At 73.0% G+C, this 22,424-nt stretch carries 18 protein-coding genes and 1 pseudogene; 12 read left to right on the top strand and 7 right to left on the bottom strand.

Features of this window, described 5'->3' with window-relative positions:
- Positions 1 to 3: 3 nt before the first annotated feature.
- From EKD16_RS08820 to EKD16_RS08810, 3 genes are read left to right on the top strand one after another with little or no spacing between them, the layout of a single operon-like run.
- Positions 4 to 1,281, top strand: a complete 1,278-nt coding sequence (locus tag EKD16_RS08820; protein ID WP_131097938.1) for an OmpA family protein — start codon at positions 4 to 6, stop codon at positions 1,279 to 1,281.
- A gap of 23 nt (positions 1,282 to 1,304) precedes the next feature.
- Complete coding sequence (locus tag EKD16_RS08815; RefSeq protein ID WP_131097937.1) at positions 1,305 to 2,939, top strand: hypothetical protein; 1,635 nt, start codon at positions 1,305 to 1,307, stop codon at positions 2,937 to 2,939.
- Entirely contained in the window at positions 2,939 to 4,159 is a 1,221-nt protein-coding gene (locus EKD16_RS08810; RefSeq protein ID WP_131097936.1) for a hypothetical protein, read from the top strand. The genes EKD16_RS08815 and EKD16_RS08810 overlap by 1 nt, the downstream gene beginning before the upstream one ends.
- Positions 4,160 to 4,426: 267 nt before the next feature.
- Here the strand turns inward: EKD16_RS08810 and EKD16_RS08805 are convergent, their stop codons facing one another.
- Positions 4,427 to 5,134, bottom strand: a complete 708-nt coding sequence (locus tag EKD16_RS08805) for a TetR/AcrR family transcriptional regulator (protein ID WP_449457370.1) — start codon at positions 5,132 to 5,134, stop codon at positions 4,427 to 4,429.
- A gap of 170 nt (positions 5,135 to 5,304) precedes the next feature.
- Between EKD16_RS08805 and EKD16_RS08800 the strand changes: the two genes are divergently transcribed.
- Entirely contained in the window at positions 5,305 to 6,069 is a 765-nt protein-coding gene (locus EKD16_RS08800) for an SDR family NAD(P)-dependent oxidoreductase (RefSeq protein WP_207391475.1), read from the top strand.
- 587 nt (positions 6,070 to 6,656) lie between these two features.
- Here the strand turns inward: EKD16_RS08800 and EKD16_RS26460 are convergent.
- Positions 6,657 to 6,839, bottom strand: a pseudogene (locus EKD16_RS26460) (TetR family transcriptional regulator); the annotation flags it as partial.
- Positions 6,840 to 7,148: 309 nt separating this feature from the next.
- Between EKD16_RS26460 and EKD16_RS08790 the strand changes: the two are divergent.
- Positions 7,149 to 7,637 carry a MaoC family dehydratase gene (locus EKD16_RS08790; RefSeq protein ID WP_131097935.1) on the top strand — a complete coding sequence of 163 codons (489 nt, stop codon included), beginning with the start codon at positions 7,149 to 7,151 and terminating at the stop codon, positions 7,635 to 7,637.
- A 20-nt stretch (positions 7,638 to 7,657) separates the two neighbouring features.
- On the opposite strand, the gene EKD16_RS08785 is transcribed toward EKD16_RS08790, so the two are convergent.
- Both EKD16_RS08785 and fdhA read right to left on the bottom strand, forming a co-directional pair.
- Positions 7,658 to 8,116, bottom strand: a complete 459-nt coding sequence (locus EKD16_RS08785; RefSeq protein WP_131097934.1) for a pyridoxamine 5'-phosphate oxidase family protein — start codon at positions 8,114 to 8,116, stop codon at positions 7,658 to 7,660.
- Positions 8,117 to 8,348: 232 nt separating this feature from the next.
- Positions 8,349 to 9,569, bottom strand: coding sequence for a formaldehyde dehydrogenase, glutathione-independent (fdhA, locus tag EKD16_RS08780; RefSeq protein ID WP_131097933.1), 1,221 nt, complete (start codon positions 9,567 to 9,569; stop codon positions 8,349 to 8,351).
- A gap of 470 nt (positions 9,570 to 10,039) precedes the next feature.
- Here fdhA and EKD16_RS25305 point away from each other — a divergent pair, with 470 nt between their 5' ends.
- On the top strand, positions 10,040 to 10,189 hold the full coding sequence (locus tag EKD16_RS25305; RefSeq protein WP_165498534.1) for a hypothetical protein: 150 nt from the start codon (positions 10,040 to 10,042) through the stop codon (positions 10,187 to 10,189).
- A gap of 77 nt (positions 10,190 to 10,266) precedes the next feature.
- Here the strand turns inward: EKD16_RS25305 and EKD16_RS08770 are convergent, their stop codons facing one another.
- From EKD16_RS08770 to EKD16_RS08760, 3 genes are all read right to left on the bottom strand, one after another.
- Positions 10,267 to 10,890, bottom strand: a complete 624-nt coding sequence (locus EKD16_RS08770) for a class F sortase (protein ID WP_242677302.1) — start codon at positions 10,888 to 10,890, stop codon at positions 10,267 to 10,269.
- Positions 10,887 to 11,429, bottom strand: a complete 543-nt coding sequence (locus EKD16_RS25715) for a hypothetical protein (RefSeq protein WP_207391474.1) — start codon at positions 11,427 to 11,429, stop codon at positions 10,887 to 10,889. The genes EKD16_RS08770 and EKD16_RS25715 overlap by 4 nt, the downstream gene beginning before the upstream one ends.
- 1,665 nt (positions 11,430 to 13,094) lie before the next feature.
- A complete protein-coding gene (locus EKD16_RS08760; protein WP_131097932.1) occupies positions 13,095 to 13,820 on the bottom strand; it encodes a DUF4097 family beta strand repeat-containing protein in 726 nt (241 codons plus the stop codon).
- Positions 13,821 to 14,453: 633 nt separating this feature from the next.
- Here EKD16_RS08760 and EKD16_RS08755 point away from each other — a divergent pair.
- The 6 genes from EKD16_RS08755 to EKD16_RS08730 all read left to right on the top strand — a co-directional run bounded on the left by EKD16_RS08755 (position 14,454) and on the right by EKD16_RS08730 (position 22,327).
- On the top strand, positions 14,454 to 15,641 hold the full coding sequence (locus EKD16_RS08755) for an ROK family transcriptional regulator (protein ID WP_131097931.1): 1,188 nt from the start codon (positions 14,454 to 14,456) through the stop codon (positions 15,639 to 15,641).
- 165 nt (positions 15,642 to 15,806) lie between these two features.
- Positions 15,807 to 16,913, top strand: coding sequence for a substrate-binding domain-containing protein (locus tag EKD16_RS08750; protein ID WP_131097930.1), 1,107 nt, complete (start codon positions 15,807 to 15,809; stop codon positions 16,911 to 16,913).
- A gap of 57 nt (positions 16,914 to 16,970) precedes the next feature.
- A complete protein-coding gene (locus EKD16_RS08745) occupies positions 16,971 to 18,770 on the top strand; it encodes a sugar ABC transporter ATP-binding protein (RefSeq protein ID WP_242677301.1) in 1,800 nt (599 codons plus the stop codon).
- 115 nt (positions 18,771 to 18,885) lie between these two features.
- On the top strand, positions 18,886 to 19,938 hold the full coding sequence (locus tag EKD16_RS08740) for an ABC transporter permease (protein ID WP_242677300.1): 1,053 nt from the start codon (positions 18,886 to 18,888) through the stop codon (positions 19,936 to 19,938).
- A complete protein-coding gene (locus tag EKD16_RS08735) occupies positions 19,935 to 20,987 on the top strand; it encodes an ABC transporter permease (protein WP_131097929.1) in 1,053 nt (350 codons plus the stop codon). The genes EKD16_RS08740 and EKD16_RS08735 overlap by 4 nt, the downstream gene beginning before the upstream one ends.
- A gap of 68 nt (positions 20,988 to 21,055) precedes the next feature.
- Complete coding sequence (locus tag EKD16_RS08730) at positions 21,056 to 22,327, top strand: Gfo/Idh/MocA family protein (protein WP_131097928.1); 1,272 nt, start codon at positions 21,056 to 21,058, stop codon at positions 22,325 to 22,327.
- Positions 22,328 to 22,424 lie beyond the last annotated feature (97 nt).

Here is a 22,424-nt window from a genome sequence, read left to right as displayed (position 1 = left end):
AAGATGCGCATTCACTTCCACATTCCGGGCTCTACCGCCTTGCGCAGCGCTGCGCTGCTGGTCTGCGTGTGCATGGGCGTGAGCGGCTGCGACCTCCTTTTCGGAGAGATCGAGACGGCGGCGGAGGAGCCCTGCAGCTGGATCACCGATGCCTCCTCCGCCGACGCGGATGAAGCGGAAGGCGAGACCGTCGTCATGCTCGACGCCTCCGCCTCCATGATGCAGTCGGAGTCCGGCAGGATCTCCGACTTCACCGAGGACATCGCCGGCGAGATGCTGCACGGATTCATGGGGGGACCGCAGCGCCGGCTCACCCTGGGGGTCTTCTCCGGCCAGAAGTCGCATATCAACTACGCGTTCGCGAACACGATTCGGCCTCATGCCCTCGATCAAGGAGCAGACGAGCAGGCAGACCGGATCCAAGCCTGCATCGAGGAACAAGTGGCCGCCGCCCTCGAACAGGCCCCGGCGGGCCCCGACGACGCGGGGACCGACGTGTTGGCGGCCATCGACACCGGCGCACGCGCCTTCGACGGAGCCGGTGACCGACGTCTCACCGTCGTCACCGACGGGCACAGCAATATGGGTTGCCTCAATCTCAGCCGAGTTCTACACGAGCCCGACTACGAGGCACTCGAAAAGGAGTGCGGCGAGAAGAAGGAATGGCCCACGGCCGACTTCTCCGATATCACGCTGCGGCTGGTCGGCGTCTCGGGTGTGGGCGTGGAGCACAGCGGCGACGTCACCGGGGCGCAGGCTGTGGGCCAGATCAGGGATTTCTGGAACACGATCGGCGCACGACTGCCCGGCGCCGGGGACACCCCCGTGGTCGTCGAGAGCGATTCGTCGTTGGTCGAGCCGCCCGAGCCGCCCGGGGACGGTTGGCCGGCGGATCCGCCGATCGCCGTCTTCGGCCCCGACGATCTGCTGGTCATCGACACCGAAGCGCTCTTCAAGACCGACTCGGCCGAGCTTCTGCCCTCCGCGGAGGAGGGCATCGACGAGGTCCTGGCCAACTACGGCCCGACTCTGGATCCGGCGCTGGGAGTGACGGTGACGGGGCACACCGATTCCCGCGGCAGCGACTCCTACAACAAGGACCTGTCCCGGCGCCGGGCCCAGGCGGTCCGATCCTATCTGGAGTCGGCCGGGTTCGCCGAAGTGCGCGCAGAGGGCAAGGGCAGCTCCGCCCCGGTGTGCGACGACGGCGGCGAGGACTCCTTCGACGACGAGTGCGGCCGGCTGAACCGCCGCGTCGAGATCCGCTTCAACCAGGACTGACAGGGACCGAGGAGGGGGAACCCATGTCCGACACGCATCCCGAGGCGCGCGATCCGAGCCCCCGGCACTGGGAACTCGTCCCGTTCCCCTGCCACCACGGGTGCACGTGCCAGCTGCACGAGCAGACGGTCTACGGCTCCATGGTGGCCGAACACGACGCCGAGCGGCTCGACAACGGCGAGATGGCGGCGCTGGTGACCGCCGGGGACAACGTCACGCGGCTGCTCAACGGCTACCGGCACTACTTCGACAAGCTCACCGCCAAAGTCGTCCGGGCACACACCCGCGCGGGCAACGCGGTCGACGGCCTGGAGAACCTCCGCCGCGGACACGCGCTGAGCCGCGCGACCGATCGGCTGCGCAGGGTCGACGGGGACTTCGCCCACTACAGCGCCGCAGAGCGCGAACCCGCGCACTGGGCGCTGCGGATCCTGACGTTCGCGGTCCTGGTGATCGTCGTCGTCTTCGACGCCTGGTATTTCCAGCAGGTCTTCTCCGGCCTGCTGCAGGTCGAGGAAGGCGATCCCGAGCGTTGGATGGGCGTACTGGTGGGCGGCGTGCTCGGCGCCGGCCTGTTCCTCGCCGGGCGGCTGCTGGCCTCGCCGATACGGCGGCTGCGCATCGCCTGGCGGCAGCGGGACGAGGAGGCCGAGGCCGAACGCCGCCTGTGGGCAGAGGCCCGCATGCGCCAGGCCGAGCGGGACGCCGCCGGGGAGGATGCTCCCTCCGGAACGGCCGGCGACGACTCGGCGGAGGCCGGCGGCGATGGGCGCGGAGAGCGCCCCGAGCCCGCCGACCGCCGGCGGCGCGGTTCACGCCCGCGCGAGAGCCGCCCCCGCGGGCGGACCGGCTGGCGGATCGGCCGGTGGGCGATGACCCTGGCCTTCCCCGTCGTCGCCGTGGGGATCTTCGGCTACTGGGCGCTGCTGAGGGCGCACGGGCAGGTGGAGGACGGACGCTCCCCGCTGGCCGTGGACTTCATGCTCCTCCTGCTCCTGCTGGCGCTGACCCTGATGGCGCTGGAGATCTCCGTCTACAACCCCTACCGGGAGAAGCGCGGCTCGGCCATGCTCGGGTACCGGCTGGTGCGGCTGCGGGAGTCCTTCCTGCGGTGGCGGGCGACCAGGGCCATCGGCAAGGCCGATCGCCTCTGGCGCACGCTGCGCTCCGGCCGCGACCAGGGCTTGACGATCGCCCGCGCCGAGCTGGGCCGGGCCTGGTCGAAGCTGATCCTGCCGGCCCGGCTGCGCCACGGCCGGGCGGGTTGGGAGCCCCCGCAGGTGATCCGCTTCCACTCCCCCGACGGTGCGATCGTCAACGGCGAAGGCACCCGGCACCCCCTGCCGCCGGAGGACCGCGAACCGGCCGAGCTCACTGCCGAGGACGTCGAGCAGCTGTACCAGTTCTTCGAGAACATCCGCCAGCCCACGCCCGGTCTCGGGCCGCTGGCCGAGGTCGTGCGGTCGGTGCGCGACCTCGATCCGCAGCCGTTGCGCGAGCGCAAGGAGGCGATCCTGGCCCGGCTCGCCGACCAGGCCCTGCCCGGGGCGGGCACCGCCGACGACGCCGACGGCGGTACCGACGGTAATGGAGACGACCGCGCTGCCGATCGCGCCGAGGCGCGGCGGAGCATCGCGGAAAGGGAGGAAGAGGAGTGATGTCGGGACTCCACGCAACACACCACCCGCAGGCCGACCCGCCGCCCTACAGCCGGTGGTGGCTGCAGCAGCGCGAACGCCAGCTGGGCATCACGCACACCGCTGCACTGCGCGAACTCGACCGCTATTCGGACATCCCGCTGCCGCCCCGCCACCCGGGTACGCCGGAGTTGCCCGAGCCGCCCAAGGCGCCGCCCGAGGAGTCTGGGCCCGGGATCGATCCGCTGTGGGCGGGCATGGCCCTGGCGGTCGCCGGGTTGGTTTCGTGGTCGCTGGCGCGGGTGCTGCAGGAGACGGCGGGATGGAGCTCCGGTGTCGAAGCCGCACTCGCGTTCGTGCCCGGCCTGCTGCTGGCGGGTGCGGTGGTGAGCACGGGTGGACTGCTGTCGCGCGCGATCGCGGCGCGCGCCGCACCGCGCGTGGACCCGCAAGGACCGCGCCGCTCCCGGTACATGCCCGATCCCGTCACCGAGCAGCAGGTGCGCAGGCCGGAGGGGCCGGCGCGGCTGGGCGTGGCGGCCGTCGTCCACGCGGCGGCCTCGGCGACGGCGGCGGGAGTGGTGGCGGCGTGGTTCGCGCTGTCGGTGCCGCCCGGCACAGCGGGCGGGCCGCTGCTCGTCCTCGGTGCGGGCGCGGTGGCGCTGCTCATCGTGCTCGGCCTGCTGCCTGCGCAGCTGCGCCGCGCGGAGTCGGCGGGCGCTGCGGGACGGCGGACCGCGCCGTCCTCGGACGGGCGGCACCAGGGGGCCGCATCCGCCGAACAGCGGGGCGCGGGTGAGGACGAGGCGCGCATGTCGCCGCAGCGCCGCTACCGCAAGCGCCGCGAGGAGACCCGCCGGGCCCTGGAGCGGCACGGCTATGTGTGGACGATCAGTGCCGAGCACTGCCGGATCCTCGTCGAGCGCGGCAGCGGCGGCGTGCCGGCCGAGTTGGCCGACGCACTGCGGCGGGTATCCGACCCCGCGACCCCCGCTCAGGGCGTGTCGGGTGCGGTCGTGCGGGCGGCAGACGGCGGTGAGACCGAAACGGGTCTGGTGGCGTCGTTGCTGCTGGCCCTGGACGCCTACCACCCCTGGCCGCTGTGGCAGCGGTTCCGCCAGGTGCACGGCGACCTCGACCTCGCCCGCGGCCTGGATCCCGACGACGAGGAAGCCGACGAGACCGACGAATCCGGCGCGGCGGCCTTCGAGGGCCGACCGGAGCCTCCTCCGGCCCTCTGACCGCGCCCGCGGTGCCGGAGGACGGCCGGCTCGGCGGGACGGAGGCGGCGCCCGCTGTCCGAGCGGACGCCGCGTGCTGGTCCCATCTCTTCCCCGGGTGGGACCAGCACAGTCGTTTCTGCGGCACGGGGTTGCCGTCTGGGGGACGGACGGCGCACCCGACGCCGCGGTGTGGGACCGCGTTCGCGCCGGGTGATGTGCGCCCGGCCCGGGGCCGCCGCGCCCCGGCTGCCTCACCGGGCGGGGGGAAGAGGGAAACGGCGCCGCTCAACCGTGGTGCACGCCCCGGGATGCGTCGGCGCCGCGCCCGGTGCCCGCGGCGGTGGCGGGGGCGAACGCGGGCAGGCCGCGTGCGGCTGCGGTGATGGCCCGGCGGACGAGCTCCCCCATGCCGCCGGGCGGGGCCTCCTCTGCGGTACGGCGGTAGCCGGCCTGCTCTTCGGCGGCCAGGCGCAGGGCCGCGTTGAGTGCGGCGGCCTGCACGGCGACGTCCAGGTCCTCGGGTTCGGCGCCGGTGCGCTCGGCGATGATCCCGGCGAAGACCGCCTCGGCCGCATGGTGCACCTCCAGCCAGACGGCCTGCAGGCCCGGCTCGCGGCCGGTCATCCAGATGAGGTCGGCGACGGGTCCGGCGACGAGGTCCGTGTCCGCGTCGAAGGCGCCCGTCAGCTCCAGGTGGTCCAGTAGCGCGACGTCGCGCGGGCAGGAGCGCAGACGCTCGGCCATGAGGTCCAAGCCGGTGCTGAGCAGCGGCCGTACACAGCTTTCCTTGCCGGGGAAGTACCGCCAAAGGGTGCGCGTGGAGATCCCGAGCGAGTGCGCGATGTCCTCGCCGGTGGTACCGGCGACCCCCCGCTCGACGAAAAGGGCGACCGCGGCGCGTGCGATCTCCATGCGCACGACCGCCTTGCGGCGCTCGGTCATCGGCGGCCGTCCGCGGCCCGAGGCGGAGGTGTGCGAGGTCTCCTGTGCCATATCGCCTCCTTCCGCGGCGCGTCCCCGCGACTCGTCTGGCCGACAGCGCCGCACGGGTCGGGGCGCGGCGACCATACTAGCCGCTATCCTGTCCCCGAACGACTAAATGTCGCTCAGTGACAGATATTCGCATGGCCGCGAGACACCGCACTGCCAGGGAAGGAACCACCGTGATCGACTCGGGACTGCAGGGCAAGAACGCGATCGTCACCGGAGGCGGTGCGGGCATCGGCCGCGCGACCGCCCTGCGGCTCGCGGCCGAGGGCGCGCGGGTCCTCATCGCCGATCTCAACGCGGAGACCGCCGAGAGCGCCGCCGAGGAGGTCCGCTCCGCCGGAGGCACCGCCGAGACCGTCACCGGCGACCTCAGCCGCCAGGAGGTCGTCGACCGGGTCGCCGACACCGCCGCCGAGCGCCTCGGCGGCATCGACGTCCTGGTCAACAACGCCGGGATCATGGACGACCTGTCGGCGACGGCCGACGTGGGCGACGCGGTGTGGGAGCGGCTGATCCGCATCAACCTGACCGCGCCGTTCCTGCTCACCCGCGCGGTGCTGCCGCACATGCTCGGCCGGGGGTCCGGTTCGATCGTGTTCACCGCCTCGGAGGCCTCCCTGCGCGGCAGCGCCGCGGGAACCGCCTACACCGCCGCCAAGCACGGCGTCGTGGGACTGGTGAAGTCGACCGCGATCATGTACCGCGACCACGGCATCCGCGTGAACGCGGTCGCTCCCGGCGGGACCGCGACCTCCATCTCGGTGGAGGCGGCCCAGTCACCGGCCGGTCCGACCGTGCTCGGCAACTACGCCGGCAACATCGGCCGCGTCGCCGACCCCGCCGAACTTGCCTCCGCGATCGTCTTCCTCGCCTCCGACGCGGCCAGCAACATCAGCGGCGCCGTCCTGCCGGTCGACAACGGCTGGTCGGCCGTGTGATCCCGCGCCGCCGTTCCCGGTGCCCGGGGCGGCCGGGTGGGCATGCTCATCTCCGGTCCGCTCCGCGGTTCTCCGGGTGGGCGGCGGCTCGCCAGGACGCCGTGTCCTGCGGGGGCGCCGCCGTCCGGCGAGGTGACCGGGGCCGACCACATGCCGGTGATGGCGTCGACGAGCCCGGTGGCGGTCTCGTGCCAACTGGACCTGGCGGTGGTGGCGCCGCGGGCGAGGCGGCGCTCGCGCTCGGCACAGTGGTGGATGATCAGCTGACCGGCCATCTCGCTGCGTTCGACGTGGACCGCGAGCGGCATGCCGGGCACGCACCGGTTCAACCCTTCGAGCACTTCGCGCAGCGAGGCCGTGGTCAGGAACTCGGCGGCCATGATGTCGCGCAGCCCGGGGTCGGTGTGCACCTGGGCGCCGAACCGGGCGTACCAGGAGGGAACGCCCAACTCGGCCAGGTGCTCGGTTATCGGGCGGACCAGGCAGCCCACCCAGTCGCGCACCTCGGCGGAGCCGGACAGATCGGCGAGCCGGCGCACGCGCGCCTGCTCGATCGGCTCGGCGTGGCGCCGCACGATGGCGCGGACCAGCTCGGCCTTGCCGCCGAAGTGGTAGCTCACCGCCGTGTTGTTGCCCTGGCCGGCGGCTTGGGAGATCTGGCGGTTGGAGACGGTGACCACGCCGCGCTCCGCGAAGAGCCGCTCGGCCGCGCTGATGATCTGCTCACGGGTGGCGCTGACCTGTTCGTCCCGCGCCCGTCGCTCGGCCATGGTCACCACCTTGCCGCGATGCAGAGGTAGGCGAGCCGTCGACCGCGGCGGCCGCGGGCCGTCTCGGCGCCGCTCCGCCGGCCCGGAGTCGCCCCTGATGCATTCGGGTCCATGGCGGGTCCTTTCGGTCGGCTGCGACACGACCAGTCAAGTCGAGGGGATAGTTTCAGTCAAGCGACTGATTTAATTAGCCGACCGACCGTTAAGACGGAGGACTCGCGTTGCCCGACTCCCCTGCCGTGCAGCCGCTGCGCCCGGGGACTACAGTGGCCCTGCCGTTTCAGCGGCGGCGATCGCGGAGGCGAGGCGATGGGTGCGCAGTCCGGCGGGCGGACCGAGGCCGTTCCGTTCCACGAGCGGTTCCTGGAGGACTACACGGTCGGCGAAACCGTCGACTGCGGGACGATCGCGGTGACCGAGGACGAGATCGCCGAATTCGCGGGCCGGTTCGATCCGCAGTCCTTCCACGTCGACCCGCACGCGGCGGCCGAAGGCCCCTTCGGGGGCCTCATCGCCAGCGGGTGGCACACGGCCGCGCTGATGATGCGGCTGTACGTGGACCGATACCTCTCGGCGAAGGCCAGCCTCGGCGGGCCGGGGGTGGACGAACTTCGCTGGACCGAGCCCGTGCGGCCGGGCGACACGCTGGCCCTGCGGGCCGAGGTGCTGGAGGTCCGCCCCTCGGCTGCCAAACCCGAGCGGGGCCTGCTGCGCACCCGGGTGGAGCTGGCCAACCAGCACGGCCGCACGGTGTTCACCGCCGTCGTGCTCAACCTCCTGCGCACCCGCCCCCGCTGACCGGCTGCGGACGAAAGCGGTCACACCAGCCAGTCGCCGCCGCGCATCAGCTCGCGCTCGGCGAGTTCCTCGACCTCGCGCCAGGCCTGTACCCGTTGCGGGCGGACACGGAAATAGAAGTCGCCCGAGTGCCGCGGGTCGAACCCGGTCTTGCCGGCGAAGGCGTCCAGGGTGTCCTCGTCCATGTCGGCAGACGCGAACGCCTCCGCCGTGCCCTCGATGAGCACGACGTCGCGGGTGGGCCCGATCCCGATGCGGACCCGACCCGAGGTGCGCATGTTGCGGCCGGTAGGGCTGTCGCCCGGGGTCGCCAGCAGCAGGACCGCACCGTCCCACACGAAGGACAGCGGAACGAGGTGGGGCATGCCCCCGTCGGCACCGGCCGTGGCCACCCACGCGTCGACGTCGGTTTCGAGCCGCGTGAGGGCGTCCTGCTTGCGCTGGCACCTCGACCGCGGCGGCGCCGCCTGGGTCGTCATGGCGAACGGACTCCTGTCAGTGCTGTCAACGGTCGGCCGCAACGGCGGCACGCGGTCGGCCGTCCCCGCGCGGCGCCGTCTTCGAGCAAGGCCCCCAGTATCCCCGGCACGCCGCCGACGCACCAGTGCCGGACAGGCCGATCCTTTCGCGGCTGCGGCCCGGGGCGGCCCGGTCCCGCCGCGGCGCCGCGCCCGGCGGGTGGTGGGCCGAGCGCGGCGCGGGTGACGGGGCTCAGGCGGTCCCGAGCAGCCCGTGGGGGTCGAGGACGTATTTCCGCGCCGCTCCGCGGTCGAACTCCCGGTAGCCGCGGGCGGCCTCCTCCAGACCGATGGGCGTGGCGTTGACGGCGTCGGCGATCTGCACCCGGTCGTGCAGAATGGCCTTCATCAGCTGCCGGTGATACAGCATGACCGGGCACTGCCCGGTGAAGAAGGCGTGCGATTTGGCCCAGCCCAGCCCGATGCGGACGGACAGCGAGCCCTCGCGCGCCGCCTCGTCGGCCGCGCCCGGATCGCCGGTCACGTATAGGCCGGGGATGCCGACCGAACCGCCGGCGGCGGTGACGTCCATCATCGTGTTGAGCACGGCCGCCGGCGCCTCCTCGGCGGCCGCCTCGCCGTGGCCGCGCGCCTCGAAGCCGACCGCGTCAACCCCGGCGTCCACCTCGGACTCACCGAGAATGCGCTCGATCCCCGCCCGCGGGTCCTCGGCGGAGACGTCGACGGTCTCACAGCCGAACGCCCGCGCCTGCTGCAGGCGCTCGCCGATCATGTCGGCGACGATGACCACGGCGGCGCCGAGCAGCTGCGCCGATGCCGCGGCGGCCAGCCCGACCGGTCCCGCACCGGCGATGTAGACGGTGGAGCCCACCCCCACCCCGGCGGTGACGCAGCCGTGGAACCCGGTGGGGAAGATGTCGGAAAGCATGGTGAGATCCAGCATCTTCTCCATGGCCTGCTGCTTGTCCGGGAACCGCAGCGCGTTGAAGTCGGCGTAGGGAACGAGCACGTAGCGCGCCTGGCCGCCCACCCAGCCGCCCATGTCGACGTAGCCGTAGGCCGACCCCGGACGGTCGGGGTTGACGTTGAGGCAGATGCCGGTGCGCCGGGCCTTGCAGTTGGCGCACCGGCCGCAGGCGATGTTGAAGGGCACCGAGACCAGGTCGCCGATGTCGAGGAACTCGACGTCGCGCCCCTTCTCCACGACCTCGCCGGTGATCTCGTGGCCGAGCACGAGCCCTTCCGGGGCGGTCGTGCGGCCGCGCACCATGTGCTGGTCGCTACCGCAGATGTTGGACGCGACCACCTTCAGGATGACCCCGTGGTGCACCTGGCGGCCCACGTTCGCCGGATGCACGCCGGGTCCGTCCTTGAGCACGAACTCGGGATAGTCGATGTCGACGACCTCCACCCGGCCCGGACCCGCGTAGGCGACGCCTCTGTTTTCAGCCATCACTCCCCCAGAATTATGATCCAGGTCACATATCAATCGCCTTCTACCCCGCTGGGCGGACGGCGATGTGTGCCCGCAGCGGCTTCGGGAGGCCGCCAGATCCGCGCACCCCGGACCGGCCGACGACGGGGAGTCGTGAACACCGGCCGGCGTCAGCTTGACCCGGGCCCTGAAGGGCCGGGCTTGGAGGTAGCCGCCCGACCGGCTGCCGGGTGGGCTCCTCCGTCCAGACACCCCTGTTACTTACGGGGCGGCAGGGACGCGTGACTCACGCCCCGCATTCCACGCAGCCTCGCCGCGGCGGGCGATGGTGCGGGAAGCGTTGCGGTCGGCGTGGGCAACGACCCCGCACGACCGGCACTCAGAGCCGTGATGAGAAGCGATTCCTCCCCGCGCTGAAGAGCCGGGGCTCCTCGCTAAAATCGGCTGAACTTCCTGCTCACCCTGGGCACCGCGGTGGGCCCACTGAGGTGGGCGTCGCCTCCGACGCCACCGGGTCGCTGCGCACCGCCTTCCTCATCCTGACCGTGCCCAAACTGCTCGGCGGCGTGTGCATGCTGCTGAGCCGCTGGACCTTCGAGGGCGACGCCCGCAAGGTCCTGGACGAGGCGAGGGGATAAGGCATCGGTCGGCGGGAGCACGGGCCGGTGCGGTGTGCACGGCCCGAACGCCGCCCGGGGGCCGCCCGGGGCGGCCCTCAGCCGATGAGCCGGGCGTAGACGACGGTGTTGGCGCGGTAATGACCGGTCCGCGAATCGAAGGCGCCGCCGCAGGTGATCAGCCGCAGTTCGGCGCTGCCGCCGGTCGGTCCGTACACGCGGCGCGCGGGAAAGTCGTCCTTGGCGTACTGCTCCACCCGCTCGACCGCGAAGCGGGCCGTCGTCCCGTCGGCGCGGCCGATGCGGATGCGGTGCCCGGGCTCCAGCAGCTCCAGGCCGAAGAAGACCGCCGGACCGCTGCGGGAGTCGACATGGCCGGCGAGCACCGCCGCCCCCTCCTCGCCGGGTGCGGGACCCGCGGTGTACCAGCCGACGGCCTGCCAGGGGCCGGGAGCCTCAAGTCGGCCGCCGCCGGTGAGACCGAGGTCGGTGAGCCGACGGGTGTGCAGCTCCAGCGCGGGGATGCCCAACGATACCGGGCGTGCCCGTTCCATCGCGGGCGCCTGCGGGCCGGGCACGGCGGGAGGTTCGGGGACGGGGCCGAGCGGAGCGGAGCCGGCGTCGAAGGTGGCCGCGCCCATCAGCAGCGCGGCCACGCCCAGGCCCGCCAGGGCGGGCGCCGTGCGGCGACCGCCCTGGCGGACACGAACCTCCTCGCTCACCGTGCCCCCGGCGCACTGCGCCGGCGCCACCAGTCGAACCCGGCTCCGGCTGCGGCGATCAGCGCGGTGACCGCCGCGGCGGGCGCCCAGGCGCCGCTGCCCTCAGCCGCTCCGCCGCCTCCGGTGTCGACACCGCCCGTGGGCATGCCGCCGTCGTCCGTCGTTTCGTCATCCGTCGTGCCGTCCTCCATGGCGCCGTCGTCGCCGGACTGGGCGTCGGACTCGGTAGCGGATTCGCTGCCGGACTCGGTGGCGGAGGACTCGTCGCCCTCGCCGGTGTCCGACTCACCGCCGTTGCCGCCGTTGCCGCCGTCGCCCTCGCCGTCCTCGCAGCCGATGCCGTCGTTGTCGGCGTCGAAGCGGTGCGGGTCGCCCTCACTGACCTCGAAGTTGTCCTCTTCGACCTCGGGGCAGTCCACGTCGGGCGGCGGAGGCGGTACCGGATCCTCCGCCGACGCCACCCCGGGTGCCGTCGCGACGAGCGCGATGCCCAGGGACAGTCCGGCGGTCGTCGCCGCGGTAGTGCGCCAGAACTCCATGCGATCAGACTCCCTCCTCTGACGCTGAACGGCGGCCCGGCCGCTCGCCCGCCCCCTCCGCGAGCTCCCGCCACAAGCGGCTCGTTGCAGTGGTGCCTTTAACTGCCCGCAAATCGGATAGATGGCCGCCAACAGGGATTATTACCCAAAGAGTTCAGTCCAATACATATAGTTCGGTCACAGCAGGACCGGGCGCGCGCCCATCGGGCCGGGTGCCCGCCAGTGGCGCAGCCGACGGGGGCGGCGCGGACGGCGGTGGGCTGGGCCTGCGGTTGTCGGATCGGGTGCTCGCCGGTGGTCCGCGCGGCGGATCGGCGGCTCGGGTCGGCTGGGCTGTCAGTGGCCAGCGGGAAATCCCCAGGTACGGCCAGCTGGTGCTCCCCACCGGCGGCCATTCACCACGCTGGGTGGCGACCATGGTCGGGAACGGGCGTCCCCCGGACGAGTCGAAACCCTGCAATAGGTGGCACCGGTCCCATCGAGTCTGTCTGCAGGGTTGGATTCGACGCCGAATCCAACCCTGCAGACAGACTCGGCGCGGCTTGACCCGTCTATCGCGAACTTATGGTCGCAGGAAAGCGTATTCCGCGGCCATAAGTTCGCGATCATCGCCGGATGAACCGGCATGCGCCGGATCGGGGCCCGGGGGCGACGACACGTCGCTCGTGGCGCCCGGGCGCGGCCGCCGGGAGACCCACCCCCGATGGAGTGGAATTTTGGGGGTCTATGCCCGTTTTGCGGGCGGCCTCGGCGGACGCAGCGGCCACGAGGCGCACGAAAAGTCGACGCCGGGGGCGCTTTTCGCGCCATTCGGCGCGCCTCGTGCGCCACCTCCGCCGCGACGCGGAGGCGGACCCATCGGGAACTCGGGCATTGGTGGACAAAACACCCCATGCTTTTTCGTATCGCGGAACGACGGTGCGGGGATGGCACCTCGGGGCGACACCGAAGCCGATGCCACCGCACGTACGTGCAACTCGTGGTCATGATCCGGCCGCATGGCCCCCGCCAACTGCCCCGCCGCGCGCCGGCACCGGCGGGCCCCGACCCGGTAACCGCAGGCCCCTCCCACCGCCGCCCTCGCCGCTTCCCAGCGAGACCACCCGCTACCCGGCAGACCATCAAGGCCGCACAGCGGCCCCGGGCCGCCCCGTCGGGTGCTCGACCGGCGGACATCCGGACCGGTGATCGCGGGTCCGGCCCCGCTGCCATCGTTGCCGCCGCCTTTCCGATAGACCACCCGCTACCCGGCAGACCATCAAGGCCGCACAGCAGACCGGAGCCGCCTCGCCGGCCGCCGACACCGGCGAGCACCCGACCCGGTGGGCACAGGCGCCACCCCGCGCCGCCCCCGTCGCGTGCATCACCGGCGGGCACCCGACCCGGCGAACGCGGGCCCGGCCATCCGCCACCGTCGCCGCCGCTTTCCCGACACGAGCACCCGCACCCCGGCAGACCGGCAAGACCGCCCAGTAGACCCGAGCCGCCCCTCCGCCAGGTGCGCAACCGCCGAGCAGAGGACCGTCGGGGTACCGACGGCCGTTCATCGGAATTGAGCGTCGCGGTTGGGGTCGGCGATCACCTGTCGTGTCTGTCGTGTCGTATCACGGTGGGTGATTCCGGCGTTATGACGAGCTTCAGCGGGGTGTCTCGCCGCCCCTCGCCTCAGCGGTAGTGGACGGCAACGTCACCGGATGATGTGGACACATCGAAGGTGGGCGCCGACGCCTTCGTGGTGGTGCGCACCGCGATCGTGCGCTCTCCCGACTCCGAGCGGCCGGTGACGCGGAAGGGGCCGCTGCCCTCGGGGACGGTCACGGTGACGTCGCCTGCTCCCGCCCGCGCCGAGATGCTCGCGACGCGGGGGGTCGCCTCGATCGTGATGTCGCCGCCCGAGCTCTCGGCCGCGGCCTCGGTCGACAGGCCGGTGACGACGATGCCGCCGGAGCGCGTGGACAGGTCGACGGCCGTGGTGCTCGGACCGGCGGCCCGGTAGTCGACCGAGCACGTGCCCAGACCCGGCCAGCTGCGAGCGCAGCGGGAGTCCGCCCAGACGGTCCCGCCGTCGCCCTCGTCGGCCACGTCGATGTCGGCGGGGTTGAGCATGCTCTCCCGAACGGCGCGGTCCAGGGTGAGTCCTCCCCCGCCCTCGCTCAGCGAGACGCGCACGTCACCGGGGGCGCGGTTGTCGATGACCAGTCGGTCGACGCCGGCGAACTCCCGGGCGTCCTCCCAACTGCGGGCGGTCGCGTGCGAGGTGAACGCCCCGCCGCCCCACAGAGCCACCGCGACCGCGGCCACCGCGCCCAGCCCCGGCAGCATCCGCAGCCTCGTCCGCTCTGTCGGCGCAGCGGCGCCGGGCACATAGGGGTCGCCGGGAGTCTCGCTCATGGCCGCCTCCTCGTGGTCGACGTGTCCCGTGCGCGGTGCCCCGGCGCCGCGGCCGCCGCCAGCGGAGCGGCCCCGGCTCGACGCGACGAGCTGTCCCCGCGAGCGGCGCGGTGCACCGCTACCCCAGCGGCGGCGACATGCGCGGTATCAGCGGACGCTTCGCGGTCGAACGCGTCGTGACACGTCGTTTCGCACCCCCGCTCCGACCCGAGAGGACCGCGGATCGCCTGCGCAGCGCGCCGAGTGGCTCGGGAGGCGCGTCGCACGCCGCCGCGAGGCCCTCTGGGACACCTTCCGACCAGAGCCACCCGGTAAACGGCCGCGCCCGCACCGCGGCGAAGCGCGGCTCCCCGCGCCCCGGCAGGGAGCACCGGGTCGCCGCCCCGCCGCCTGCGGTGTGCCCCGCTCTTCCGATCTCCAGCCGCTTACGGCACGACTTATGCCTGCCACTCGCTCGATTTCGGGCGACTTCAAACGATTTTCGTCAAAATAAGCATTGACGCTCGTCAGAAGAACGCATATCTTCATGACCTGGGTCACAGCGGCCGCGTGCAGGCCACAGCCGCTGCCGACCCGCACCTTCCATCCGTGTCGCGCCCCGCCGCGCGCCACCCACCGGCAGGAGCACCTTCGTTGAACTCTCCGGGCGACGTCCTCGGCCTCATCAGCCGCGGCGATGCCGACACCCGGGCCGAACTGGCCCGGCTCACCGGCATGGCGCGGTCGACCGTCGCCCAGCGCGTGGACACGCTCATCGCCTACGGCATCGTCGAGGAGCGGGAGAGCGGCGCGTCCACCGGCGGACGGCCGCCGCGGGTGCTGCGGCTGAACACCGAGCACAACTGCGTCGTCGGCGCCGACCTCGGCGCCACCCACTGCCGGGTCGCGCTGATGGACATCGGCGGCACGCTGCTGGCCGCCAGCGAGGCCCCACTCCACATAACCGAGGGCCCCGAGCCCGTGCTGCGCCACATCGACGACCGCATGCACGAACTGCTCGCCGAGGCCGGCCGCCCGCTGTCGGCGGTGAAGGCCATCGGGATCGGGGTCCCCGGTCCCGTCGAGTTCGCCACCGGGCGGCCGGTGAACCCGCCGATCATGCCCGGTTGGCACGAATACCCCGTCCCCGAGTACTTCACCTCGCGCTACCCCGTCGAGGTCCTGGTCGACAACGACGTGAACGCGCTCGCGCTCGGCGAGACCCGCCACGGGCGCGTGGGCGCCGACAACCTGCTCTTCGTCAAGGTCGGCACCGGCATCGGCTGCGGCATCATCGCCGGCGGCCGACTGCACCGCGGTGCCCAGGGCAGCGCCGGCGACATCGGGCACATCCGGGTGCCCGGGGCCGACGGTGCCCAATGCCGCTGCGGCAACACCGGCTGCCTGGAGGCGGTGGCCGGCGGTGCCGCGCTGGCGGCGCGGCTGAGCGAGGCCGGTGCGGACGCCGCCGACGGCCGCGCCGTGGTCGACCTCGTCAACAGCGGCGACCCGCTGGCCGTGCGCCTGGTGCGCGAGGCCGGGCGCGGCATCGGCGATGTGCTGGCCGGGCTCGTCAATTTCTTCAACCCCGAGGCCATCGTCGTGGGCGGCGTCATGGCCGCGGCCCACGAACCGCTGCTGGCGGGCGTGCGCGAGGTGATCTACCGGCGTTCGCTGCCGCTGGCCACACACCGGCTGACCGTCGTACCCACCGGAACCGGCGAGACGGGCGGCGCGCTGGGCGCCGGACGTCTGGCCATCGACCACGTGCTCGCACCCGAGCACATCGACCGGGCCCTGGCCGCGGCCCAGGCGGCCGGCGCGACCGCGGCGGCGCGGTAGCACCCTTCCGCCGCCTACCCGACCGAAACGCCCGTCCCCGTCTCTACACCCGAACCGCCCGACCCCAGCACCGATTTATACCGATTCGTCTATACCAGTCCCCATATCAACCCCCCACGACCCGCCCGATCCCCCTTTCGCTTTTCAGGTACATGGAGGCCCACCATGGGTTGGAATCCGCGTCGGCGCTTCGGCCCCCACTCCCTCGGCGCGTTCGCAGCAGCGGGCATCATGCTCGCCGCGACCGCGTGCAGCACTCCCCAAGCCACCGACGACGGCGGCGGAGGGGGCGGCGAGTCCGAGGGCCCCTTCACCATCGGTGTCAGCAACGGCTTCATCGGCAGCGAGTGGCGCGAGCAGATGATCTCGGTCCTGGAGGAGTCGTTCGCCGACTACAAGTCCGAGGGCGTCGTCGACGAGCTGGTGATCGAGAGCGCCGACGTCGACGTCAACGGCCAGATCCAGCAGATCCGCAACCTGATCCGCTCCGACGTGGACGCGATCATCGTCAACCCCAACTCCCCCACCGCCCTGAACCAGGTCTTCGCCGAGGCCGCCGACCAGGGCATCGAGATCGTCGCGATCGACCAGGCGGTGGAGTCCGAGCACGTCACCGACGTGGTCATCAACCAGTCCGAGTGGGCCTCGATCTCCGCGGAGTGGCTGGCCGGCGAGGTCGGCGACGGCGGCCGGATCATCGCCGTCAACGGCATCGACGGCCACCCGGCCAACGAGGCCCGCTGGTCCGGTGCGCAGGCGGTGTTCGACGAGGCCGGCGTGGAGGTCGTGGCCAGCGACTTCGCCGAGTGGAGCCAGAGCAAGGGCCAGACCGTCACCCGCGACCTGCTGGCCAGCAACCCCGACGTGGACGGCGTCTTCGTGCAGGACGGCATGGCGCTGGGCGCGATGCAGGCCCTGCAGGCCGAGGACCTGGCCACCGAGGTCGCCATCACCGGCGAGGCGCGCGTGGGCTACATGAAGGAGTGGAACACGCTCCGGGAGCAGGACGAGGGCTTCTCCAGCATCGGCGTGCCCAACCCGCCCTCCGTCTCGGTCTCCGCGCTGCACGTGGTGGTGCGGATGCTGCAGGGCAAGGAGTTCGCCGACGGGGCGGTCGAGGACGGCAACACGATCCACCTGCCGATCCCCGAGACCGTCACCGACGAGAACTTCGAGGAGAAGTTCGCCGAGGTGCAGGACAAGCCCGACGCCTACGCCCTCGACCACAACATCAGCCCGGAGAAGGCCGACAGCTACTTCAAGTCCGAGTAGCCCGCCGCCGGGGCCGGGCGCGCCCGGCCCCGGGCGAGTAGCAGCAGGGAGAGAGCTGTGGACACACCGCCGTTTCTGCGGATGAGCGGCGTGCACAAGCGCTACGGCGGCGTCACCGCCCTCGCCGGTGCCGACTTCGGCGCCCAGGCGGGCAGCGTGCACGCCGTCCTGGGCCCCAACGGTTCGGGCAAGTCGACGCTGCTGAAGGTGCTGACCGGGGTGGTGCGGCCCGACGCCGGCGAGGTCCTGCTCGCCGACCGCCGGCTGCGTCCCCGCGGTCCGCGCGACACGCTCGCCGCCGGGGTCAGCGCCGTCTACCAGGAGCTGTCGCTGATCGAGGACTTCACCGTCCTGGACAACCTGGTGCTGGGCGTGGAGCCGACCCGGTTCGGGCTGCGCGACCGCCGCGCCGCCCGCGCCCGCGCGCTGCCGTGGCTGGAGCGGTTCGCCCCGGCCTTCGGCGGGCGGGTGCCCGCCGAGGAGCGGGTGGGCGATCTCGACCCCGGCGAGCGCCAGGTCGTGGAGATCTGCAAGGCGCTGGTTCGCGACCCGCGGGTGCTGGTACTCGACGAGGCCACCGCCTCGCTGCGCCGCGCCCAGGTGCGGGTGCTGTTCGACGTGGTGGCCGAGCTGCGCGAGCGGGACGTGCTCATCCTGTTCATCACCCACCGGCTGGCCGAGATCCGGGCCGTGTGCGACCGGGCGACGATCATGCGCAACGGGCGCGACGTCACCACCGTCACAGTCGGCGAGACGGCCGAGCGGGAGCTGGTGGAGCTGATGTCCGACGGCTCGGCGCCGGCCGCCGCGCACCCGGGCGGTGCGGCGTCCGGCGCCGGGGGCGGGGACGGGGCCGGGGACGGAACCGCGGGTGCCCGCGCCGAAGGCCGGGCCGCCGAGCCGGAGGCGCCCCAGACCTCCGAAGCGGCCCCGCTGCTGGAGGTCAGCGGCCTGGCCGGCGGCCTCCTGGACGACGTGTCGTTCCATCTGCGCCCCGGCGAGGTGCTGGGGCTGGGTGGGCTGCAGGGCCAGGGCCAGTCGGAGTTGCTGGCGACGCTCTTCGGTGCGCGCAGGCGCGGCGGCGGCAGCGTGCGGCTCGACGGCCGCCCGGTCCACCCCCGCTCGCCGAAGCAGGCGGTCCGGGCCGGGTTCGCCTACGTGCCGGGCAACCGGGGCGTGCAGGGGCTCGCGCTGGGCCGCCCCATCCTGGAGAACTTCTCGCTGCCGTCGGTGGGACGCCGGGCGGCGCTGGGCGTCGCACTGTCCAAGCGCCGCGAGACCGCGGCGGCGCGGGCCGTGGCCGAGCGCATCGGCACCCGCTACGGCTCGCTGGACGATCCCGTCTCGACGCTGTCGGGCGGCAACCAGCAGAAGATCGTCGTGGGCAAGTGGTTCCCCACCGAACCCCGCGTGGTGCTGATGGACGACCCCGCCAAGGGGATCGACGTCGGCGCGAAGGCGGAGATGTTCGCGGTGGTCTCGGAGCTGGCGGCCTCGGGCGCGGCGGTGGTGCTGGGCTCCAGCGACGACCGCGAACTGGTCGAGGTCTGCGACCGGGTGCTGGTGCTGTTCGAGGGGCGCATCGTCGACGAGGTCGCGGGCGAGCGGCTGAACGAGGACACGCTCATCGCCAGCTCCATGCACGTCAACGGCGACGGCGGCGACGGCGGCACCGAGGGCTCCGCGCTGCCGGAGGCCGGCACCGGGCCCGAGGCGCGCGCGGCCGAGGCTGCCGAGGCCGCGGCGGAGCCGACCGCTGCGACCGGCGTCGGCGGCGCCGCTGCCGGCGCCTCCACCGAGGCGTCCGGCGAGGCGCGCCGGACCTTGGGCTCCGACGAGAAGGGCGGGGCGGCGTGACGGCGTCCGAGCAGAGAGGACAGCCGAGGGCCACCACCCCGCCGGCGGCGGCCGGCACACCGCCGACCGCCGCGGCCCCCCGCCGCGGGCGGCCGATCCGAAACCGAGGAAGGCGATGACTACGCCCACAACGACCCGATCCCCCGACCCGGGACCGGGAGCCGCCGCGCCGCCGGGACCGGCGGCCAGGGCAGCGCAATCGGTGCTGTCCGCGCGCATGCCCACCCTGGCCGTGACCGCGCTGCTGGTGCTCACGGTGGGGGCGTCGGTGGTACTGCAGCCGAACTTCTTCTCGCCCTACTCGCTCAGCGCCAGTTTCGCCACGTTCCTGCCCGTCGCCACGATCGCCGCCGCGCAGACCATCATCGTGCTCGGGGGCGGTATCGACCTGTCCATCGGCACGATCGTGACGCTGGCGTCGGCGGTCTCGGTGGTACTGATGGACGGCGACAACAGCCGGCTGCCGCTGGCGCTGGCGGCGGGAGTCGCCACCGGCGCCGCCTGCGGGCTGGTCAACGGCCTGGTGGTGGCGGGGCTGCGGCTGCAGCCGATCGTGGCGACGTTCGCCACCAGCTCGGTCTTCGGCGGCCTGGCGCTGCTGGTGCTGCCGCAGCCCGGCGGGACCGCGTCGCCGCTGCTCACCGAGACCTTCGGGATGGTGCTGGCGCTCTACGTCCCCGTTCCCGCCGTCCTGCTGCTCCTGCTGTGGCTGGGCTGGCGGCTGCTGCGCCGGCACCGCTTCGGCCAGTACCTCTACGCGGTGGGCGGCAACGCCGACGCCGCCTACACCTCGGCCGTCCCCGTCTCTGCGGTACGGGTCTTCTCCTACGTGGCGGGCGGCGCGGTGGCCGCGCTCGCCGGGATCGCGCTGCTGGCCGACTCCGGCGCGGGCGACCCGACGCTGGGCACGGAGCTGACCCTGGGCTCGATCGCGGCGCTGGTCATCGGCGGGACACGGCTGCGCGGCGGATCCGGCGGGGTCGGCGGCGCCCTGGTCGGCGCGATCGTGCTGTCGCTGATCCAGAGCCTGGTGTTCTTCGCCGGGGTGCCCACCGACGCGCGGGAGTTCGTCTACGGCTGCATCATCATCGTCGCCATCGCGCTGGCCGGGCTGCTGACGGCCCGCAACGGCGCGCGGCGGCCGGCGTTCGCGGGAGGGAAGCGATGACGGTCTCCACGAACGAGGGCGACCCGGGCGCCCCCGGAACCCCCCGCACCGACGCGCAGCCGAACACCCCCGCGCCGACGCCGCGCCTGCGCCGCCTGGTGCGCGACCCGGTGGCGATCTCGGCGTCGGTCGCCGTGCTGCTGTGGGCGGTCGCGGCACTGGTCTCGCCGGCCTTCGCCAGCTGGGACCAGTTCGTCACGCTGATGACGGTGGCCTCCTTCCTCGGCGTGATCGCGATCGGCCAGACGCTGGTCATCATCGCCGGCGGCGAGGGCATCGATCTGTCGGTGGGCGCCACCGCGACCCTGGCCGCGATCGTCGCCTCCCGGTTCATGGACGGTTCGAACGACGGCTTCGTGGTCGCGGTGCTGCTGGCGCTGGGCGCGTGCTGCGTCGTGGGCGTCGTCAACGCGGTGGGCGTGCTGGTCTTCCGGGTGCCGCCGCTGGTCATGACGCTGGGCATGATCGCGGTGGTCGCCGGCTTCATCCGGCTCTACACCGGCGGACGGCCCGAGGGCTCCGCGGCGCCCCTGCTGCGCACCCTGGTCTCCGGCGACACCGTCGCGGGCATCCCGGGCGTGCTGTGGCTGTGGCTCGGGCTGTCGGCGCTGGTGATCTGGCTGCTGCGGCGCAGCCCGTTCGGCTGGCGGCTCTACGCGGTGGGCGCCAACCCCACCACCGCCTACCTGTCCGGCGTCAACACCGCGGCGGTCAAGTTCGCCGCCTATGTGCTGTCGTCGCTGTTCGCGGGCGTGGGCGGGCTGCTACTGCTCGGCTACGCCGAGAACGTCTACACCAGCCTGGGCACCGACTACATGCTCAACAGCGTGGCCGCGGCCGTCATCGGCGGCACCGCGCTGATCGGCGGGGTCGGCGGCTACCTGGGCACCGTCATCGGCGCGATTCTGCTGACCGTCCTCGACTCGCTGCTGCGCATCATGCAGATCGGCGGCGGCGAGTGGGGGGATGCGCCCCGCCAGATCATCTACGGCGTGGTGCTGATCATCGTCCTGACCGCCTACGGCAGGCAGAAGCGGCTGCGGCAGTGACCGCCGACCGCCCGCGGGCGGTCGGCGGCCGCGACCCGCGGCACCCTTCCACGGATTTGGAGAGCAACGTGACAGCACAGGCGAGCGATCGGCTCGGAGTCGGAATCGTCGGCAGCGGATTCATCGCCGACTTCCACACCCGCGCCTTCCGCGGCGTGCGCGACGCCGATGTGACCGCGGTCTGCGGACGCACCGAGTCGTCGGTGCGCGGCGTCTGCGATCTCGCGCGCGAACTGCGGGTCGGCGACCCCACCCCCTACGCCGACATCCGCGAGATGGTGCGCGACCCCGCCGTGGACGCGGTCTGGATCACCACCCCCAACCACGTCCGGCTGGAGACCGTGCGCGCGGTCGCCGAAGAGGTCTCCTCGGGCCGGGCTTCGCTGCGCGGCATCGCCGTGGAGAAGCCGCTGGGCCGCACCGTGGCCGAGGCCGAGGAGGTCATGCGGCTGGTGCAGGACGCCGGGCTGCTGCACGGCTACCTGGAGAACCAGGTGTTCGCGCCGGGGGTTACCCGCGCCCACGACCTGGTGTGGTCGCGCGGGGCCGGGGCCGCGGGCTCGCCCTACCTGGCGCGCTGTGCGGAGGAGCACAGCGGACCGCACAAGGCGTGGTTCTGGCAGGGCGAGAAGCAGGGCGGCGGCGTCCTCAACGACATGATGTGCCACAGCGTGGAGGCCGGGCGCTTCCTGCTGACCCCGCCCGGGGTGCCGTCGTCGGAGTGGCTGACGCCGGTCAGCGTCGACGCCACCATCGCGTGCCTGAAGTGGTCGCGCCCGGCTTACGCGGACGAGCTGATGCGCCGCTACGGCCCCGAGGTCGACTACCGCGGGCGCCCGTCGGAGGACTACGCGCGGGCCACCATCGTCTTCCGCAACGGCGACGGGGACGAGGTCGTGGCCGAGGGCACCACCTCGTGGAGCTACGTGGGCGCGGGATTGCGGCTGAGCTTCGAGCTGCTGGGGCCGGAGTACGCCATGCAGGTCAACAGCCTCGACACCGAGGCGAAGGTGTTCCTGAGCCGGGAGATCGCCGGCAAGCAGGGCGAGGACCTGGTGGAGAAGCAGAACGCCGAGGGCGGGCTGATGCCGATCCTGCCGGACGAGGCCGGCGCCTACGGCTACACCGAGGAGGACCGGCACATGGTGACCCGGTTCTTGGAGGGGCGGTCACCCGACGAAGGGCTCGACGACGGGTTGCAGGTGACACGCCTGCTGATGGCGGCGTACCTCTCCGCGCAGGAGGGCCGCCGCATCGACCTCACCGACGCCGCGCAGACGGCGAAGCTGAGCGGGTTCGTGCCCGAGGTCGCCCAGGGCACCTGGCGGCCGGGGCACTGACGCCCCGAGCGAGCAGGCGGGCGCGGGGGGCGCCCGGTCCGAAGGCCCGTGCACACGCCGCGCGGGTCGGCCAGGCGCCCGCCCGCGCCCGCACACC

The organism is Streptomonospora litoralis (assembly GCF_004323735.1).
GTDB lineage: Bacteria > Actinomycetota > Actinomycetes > Streptosporangiales > Streptosporangiaceae > Streptomonospora > Streptomonospora litoralis.
Note: the sequence above shows the minus strand (reverse complement) of the source record. Positions and strands in the feature narration are given on the sequence as shown.

What these genes read in the sequence shown, in the direction of transcription:
- EKD16_RS08820 (WP_131097938.1), top strand. Translation starts at nt 4, where the DNA reads ATGCGCATTCACTTCCACATTCCGGGCTCTACCGCCTTGCGCAGCGCT.
- EKD16_RS08815 (WP_131097937.1), top strand. Translation starts at nt 1,305, where the DNA reads ATGTCCGACACGCATCCCGAGGCGCGCGATCCGAGCCCCCGGCACTGG.
- EKD16_RS08810 (WP_131097936.1), top strand. Translation starts at nt 2,939, where the DNA reads ATGTCGGGACTCCACGCAACACACCACCCGCAGGCCGACCCGCCGCCC.
- EKD16_RS08805 (WP_449457370.1), bottom strand. Translation starts at nt 5,134, where the DNA reads ATGGCACAGGAGACCTCGCACACCTCCGCCTCGGGCCGCGGACGGCCG.
- EKD16_RS08790 (WP_131097935.1), top strand. Translation starts at nt 7,149, where the DNA reads ATGGGTGCGCAGTCCGGCGGGCGGACCGAGGCCGTTCCGTTCCACGAG.
- EKD16_RS08785 (WP_131097934.1), bottom strand. Translation starts at nt 8,116, where the DNA reads ATGACGACCCAGGCGGCGCCGCCGCGGTCGAGGTGCCAGCGCAAGCAG.
- fdhA (WP_131097933.1), bottom strand. Translation starts at nt 9,569, where the DNA reads ATGGCTGAAAACAGAGGCGTCGCCTACGCGGGTCCGGGCCGGGTGGAG.
- EKD16_RS25715 (WP_207391474.1), bottom strand. Translation starts at nt 11,429, where the DNA reads ATGGAGTTCTGGCGCACTACCGCGGCGACGACCGCCGGACTGTCCCTG.
- EKD16_RS08760 (WP_131097932.1), bottom strand. Translation starts at nt 13,820, where the DNA reads ATGAGCGAGACTCCCGGCGACCCCTATGTGCCCGGCGCCGCTGCGCCG.
- EKD16_RS08750 (WP_131097930.1), top strand. Translation starts at nt 15,807, where the DNA reads ATGGGTTGGAATCCGCGTCGGCGCTTCGGCCCCCACTCCCTCGGCGCG.
- EKD16_RS08740 (WP_242677300.1), top strand. Translation starts at nt 18,886, where the DNA reads ATGACTACGCCCACAACGACCCGATCCCCCGACCCGGGACCGGGAGCC.
- EKD16_RS08735 (WP_131097929.1), top strand. Translation starts at nt 19,935, where the DNA reads ATGACGGTCTCCACGAACGAGGGCGACCCGGGCGCCCCCGGAACCCCC.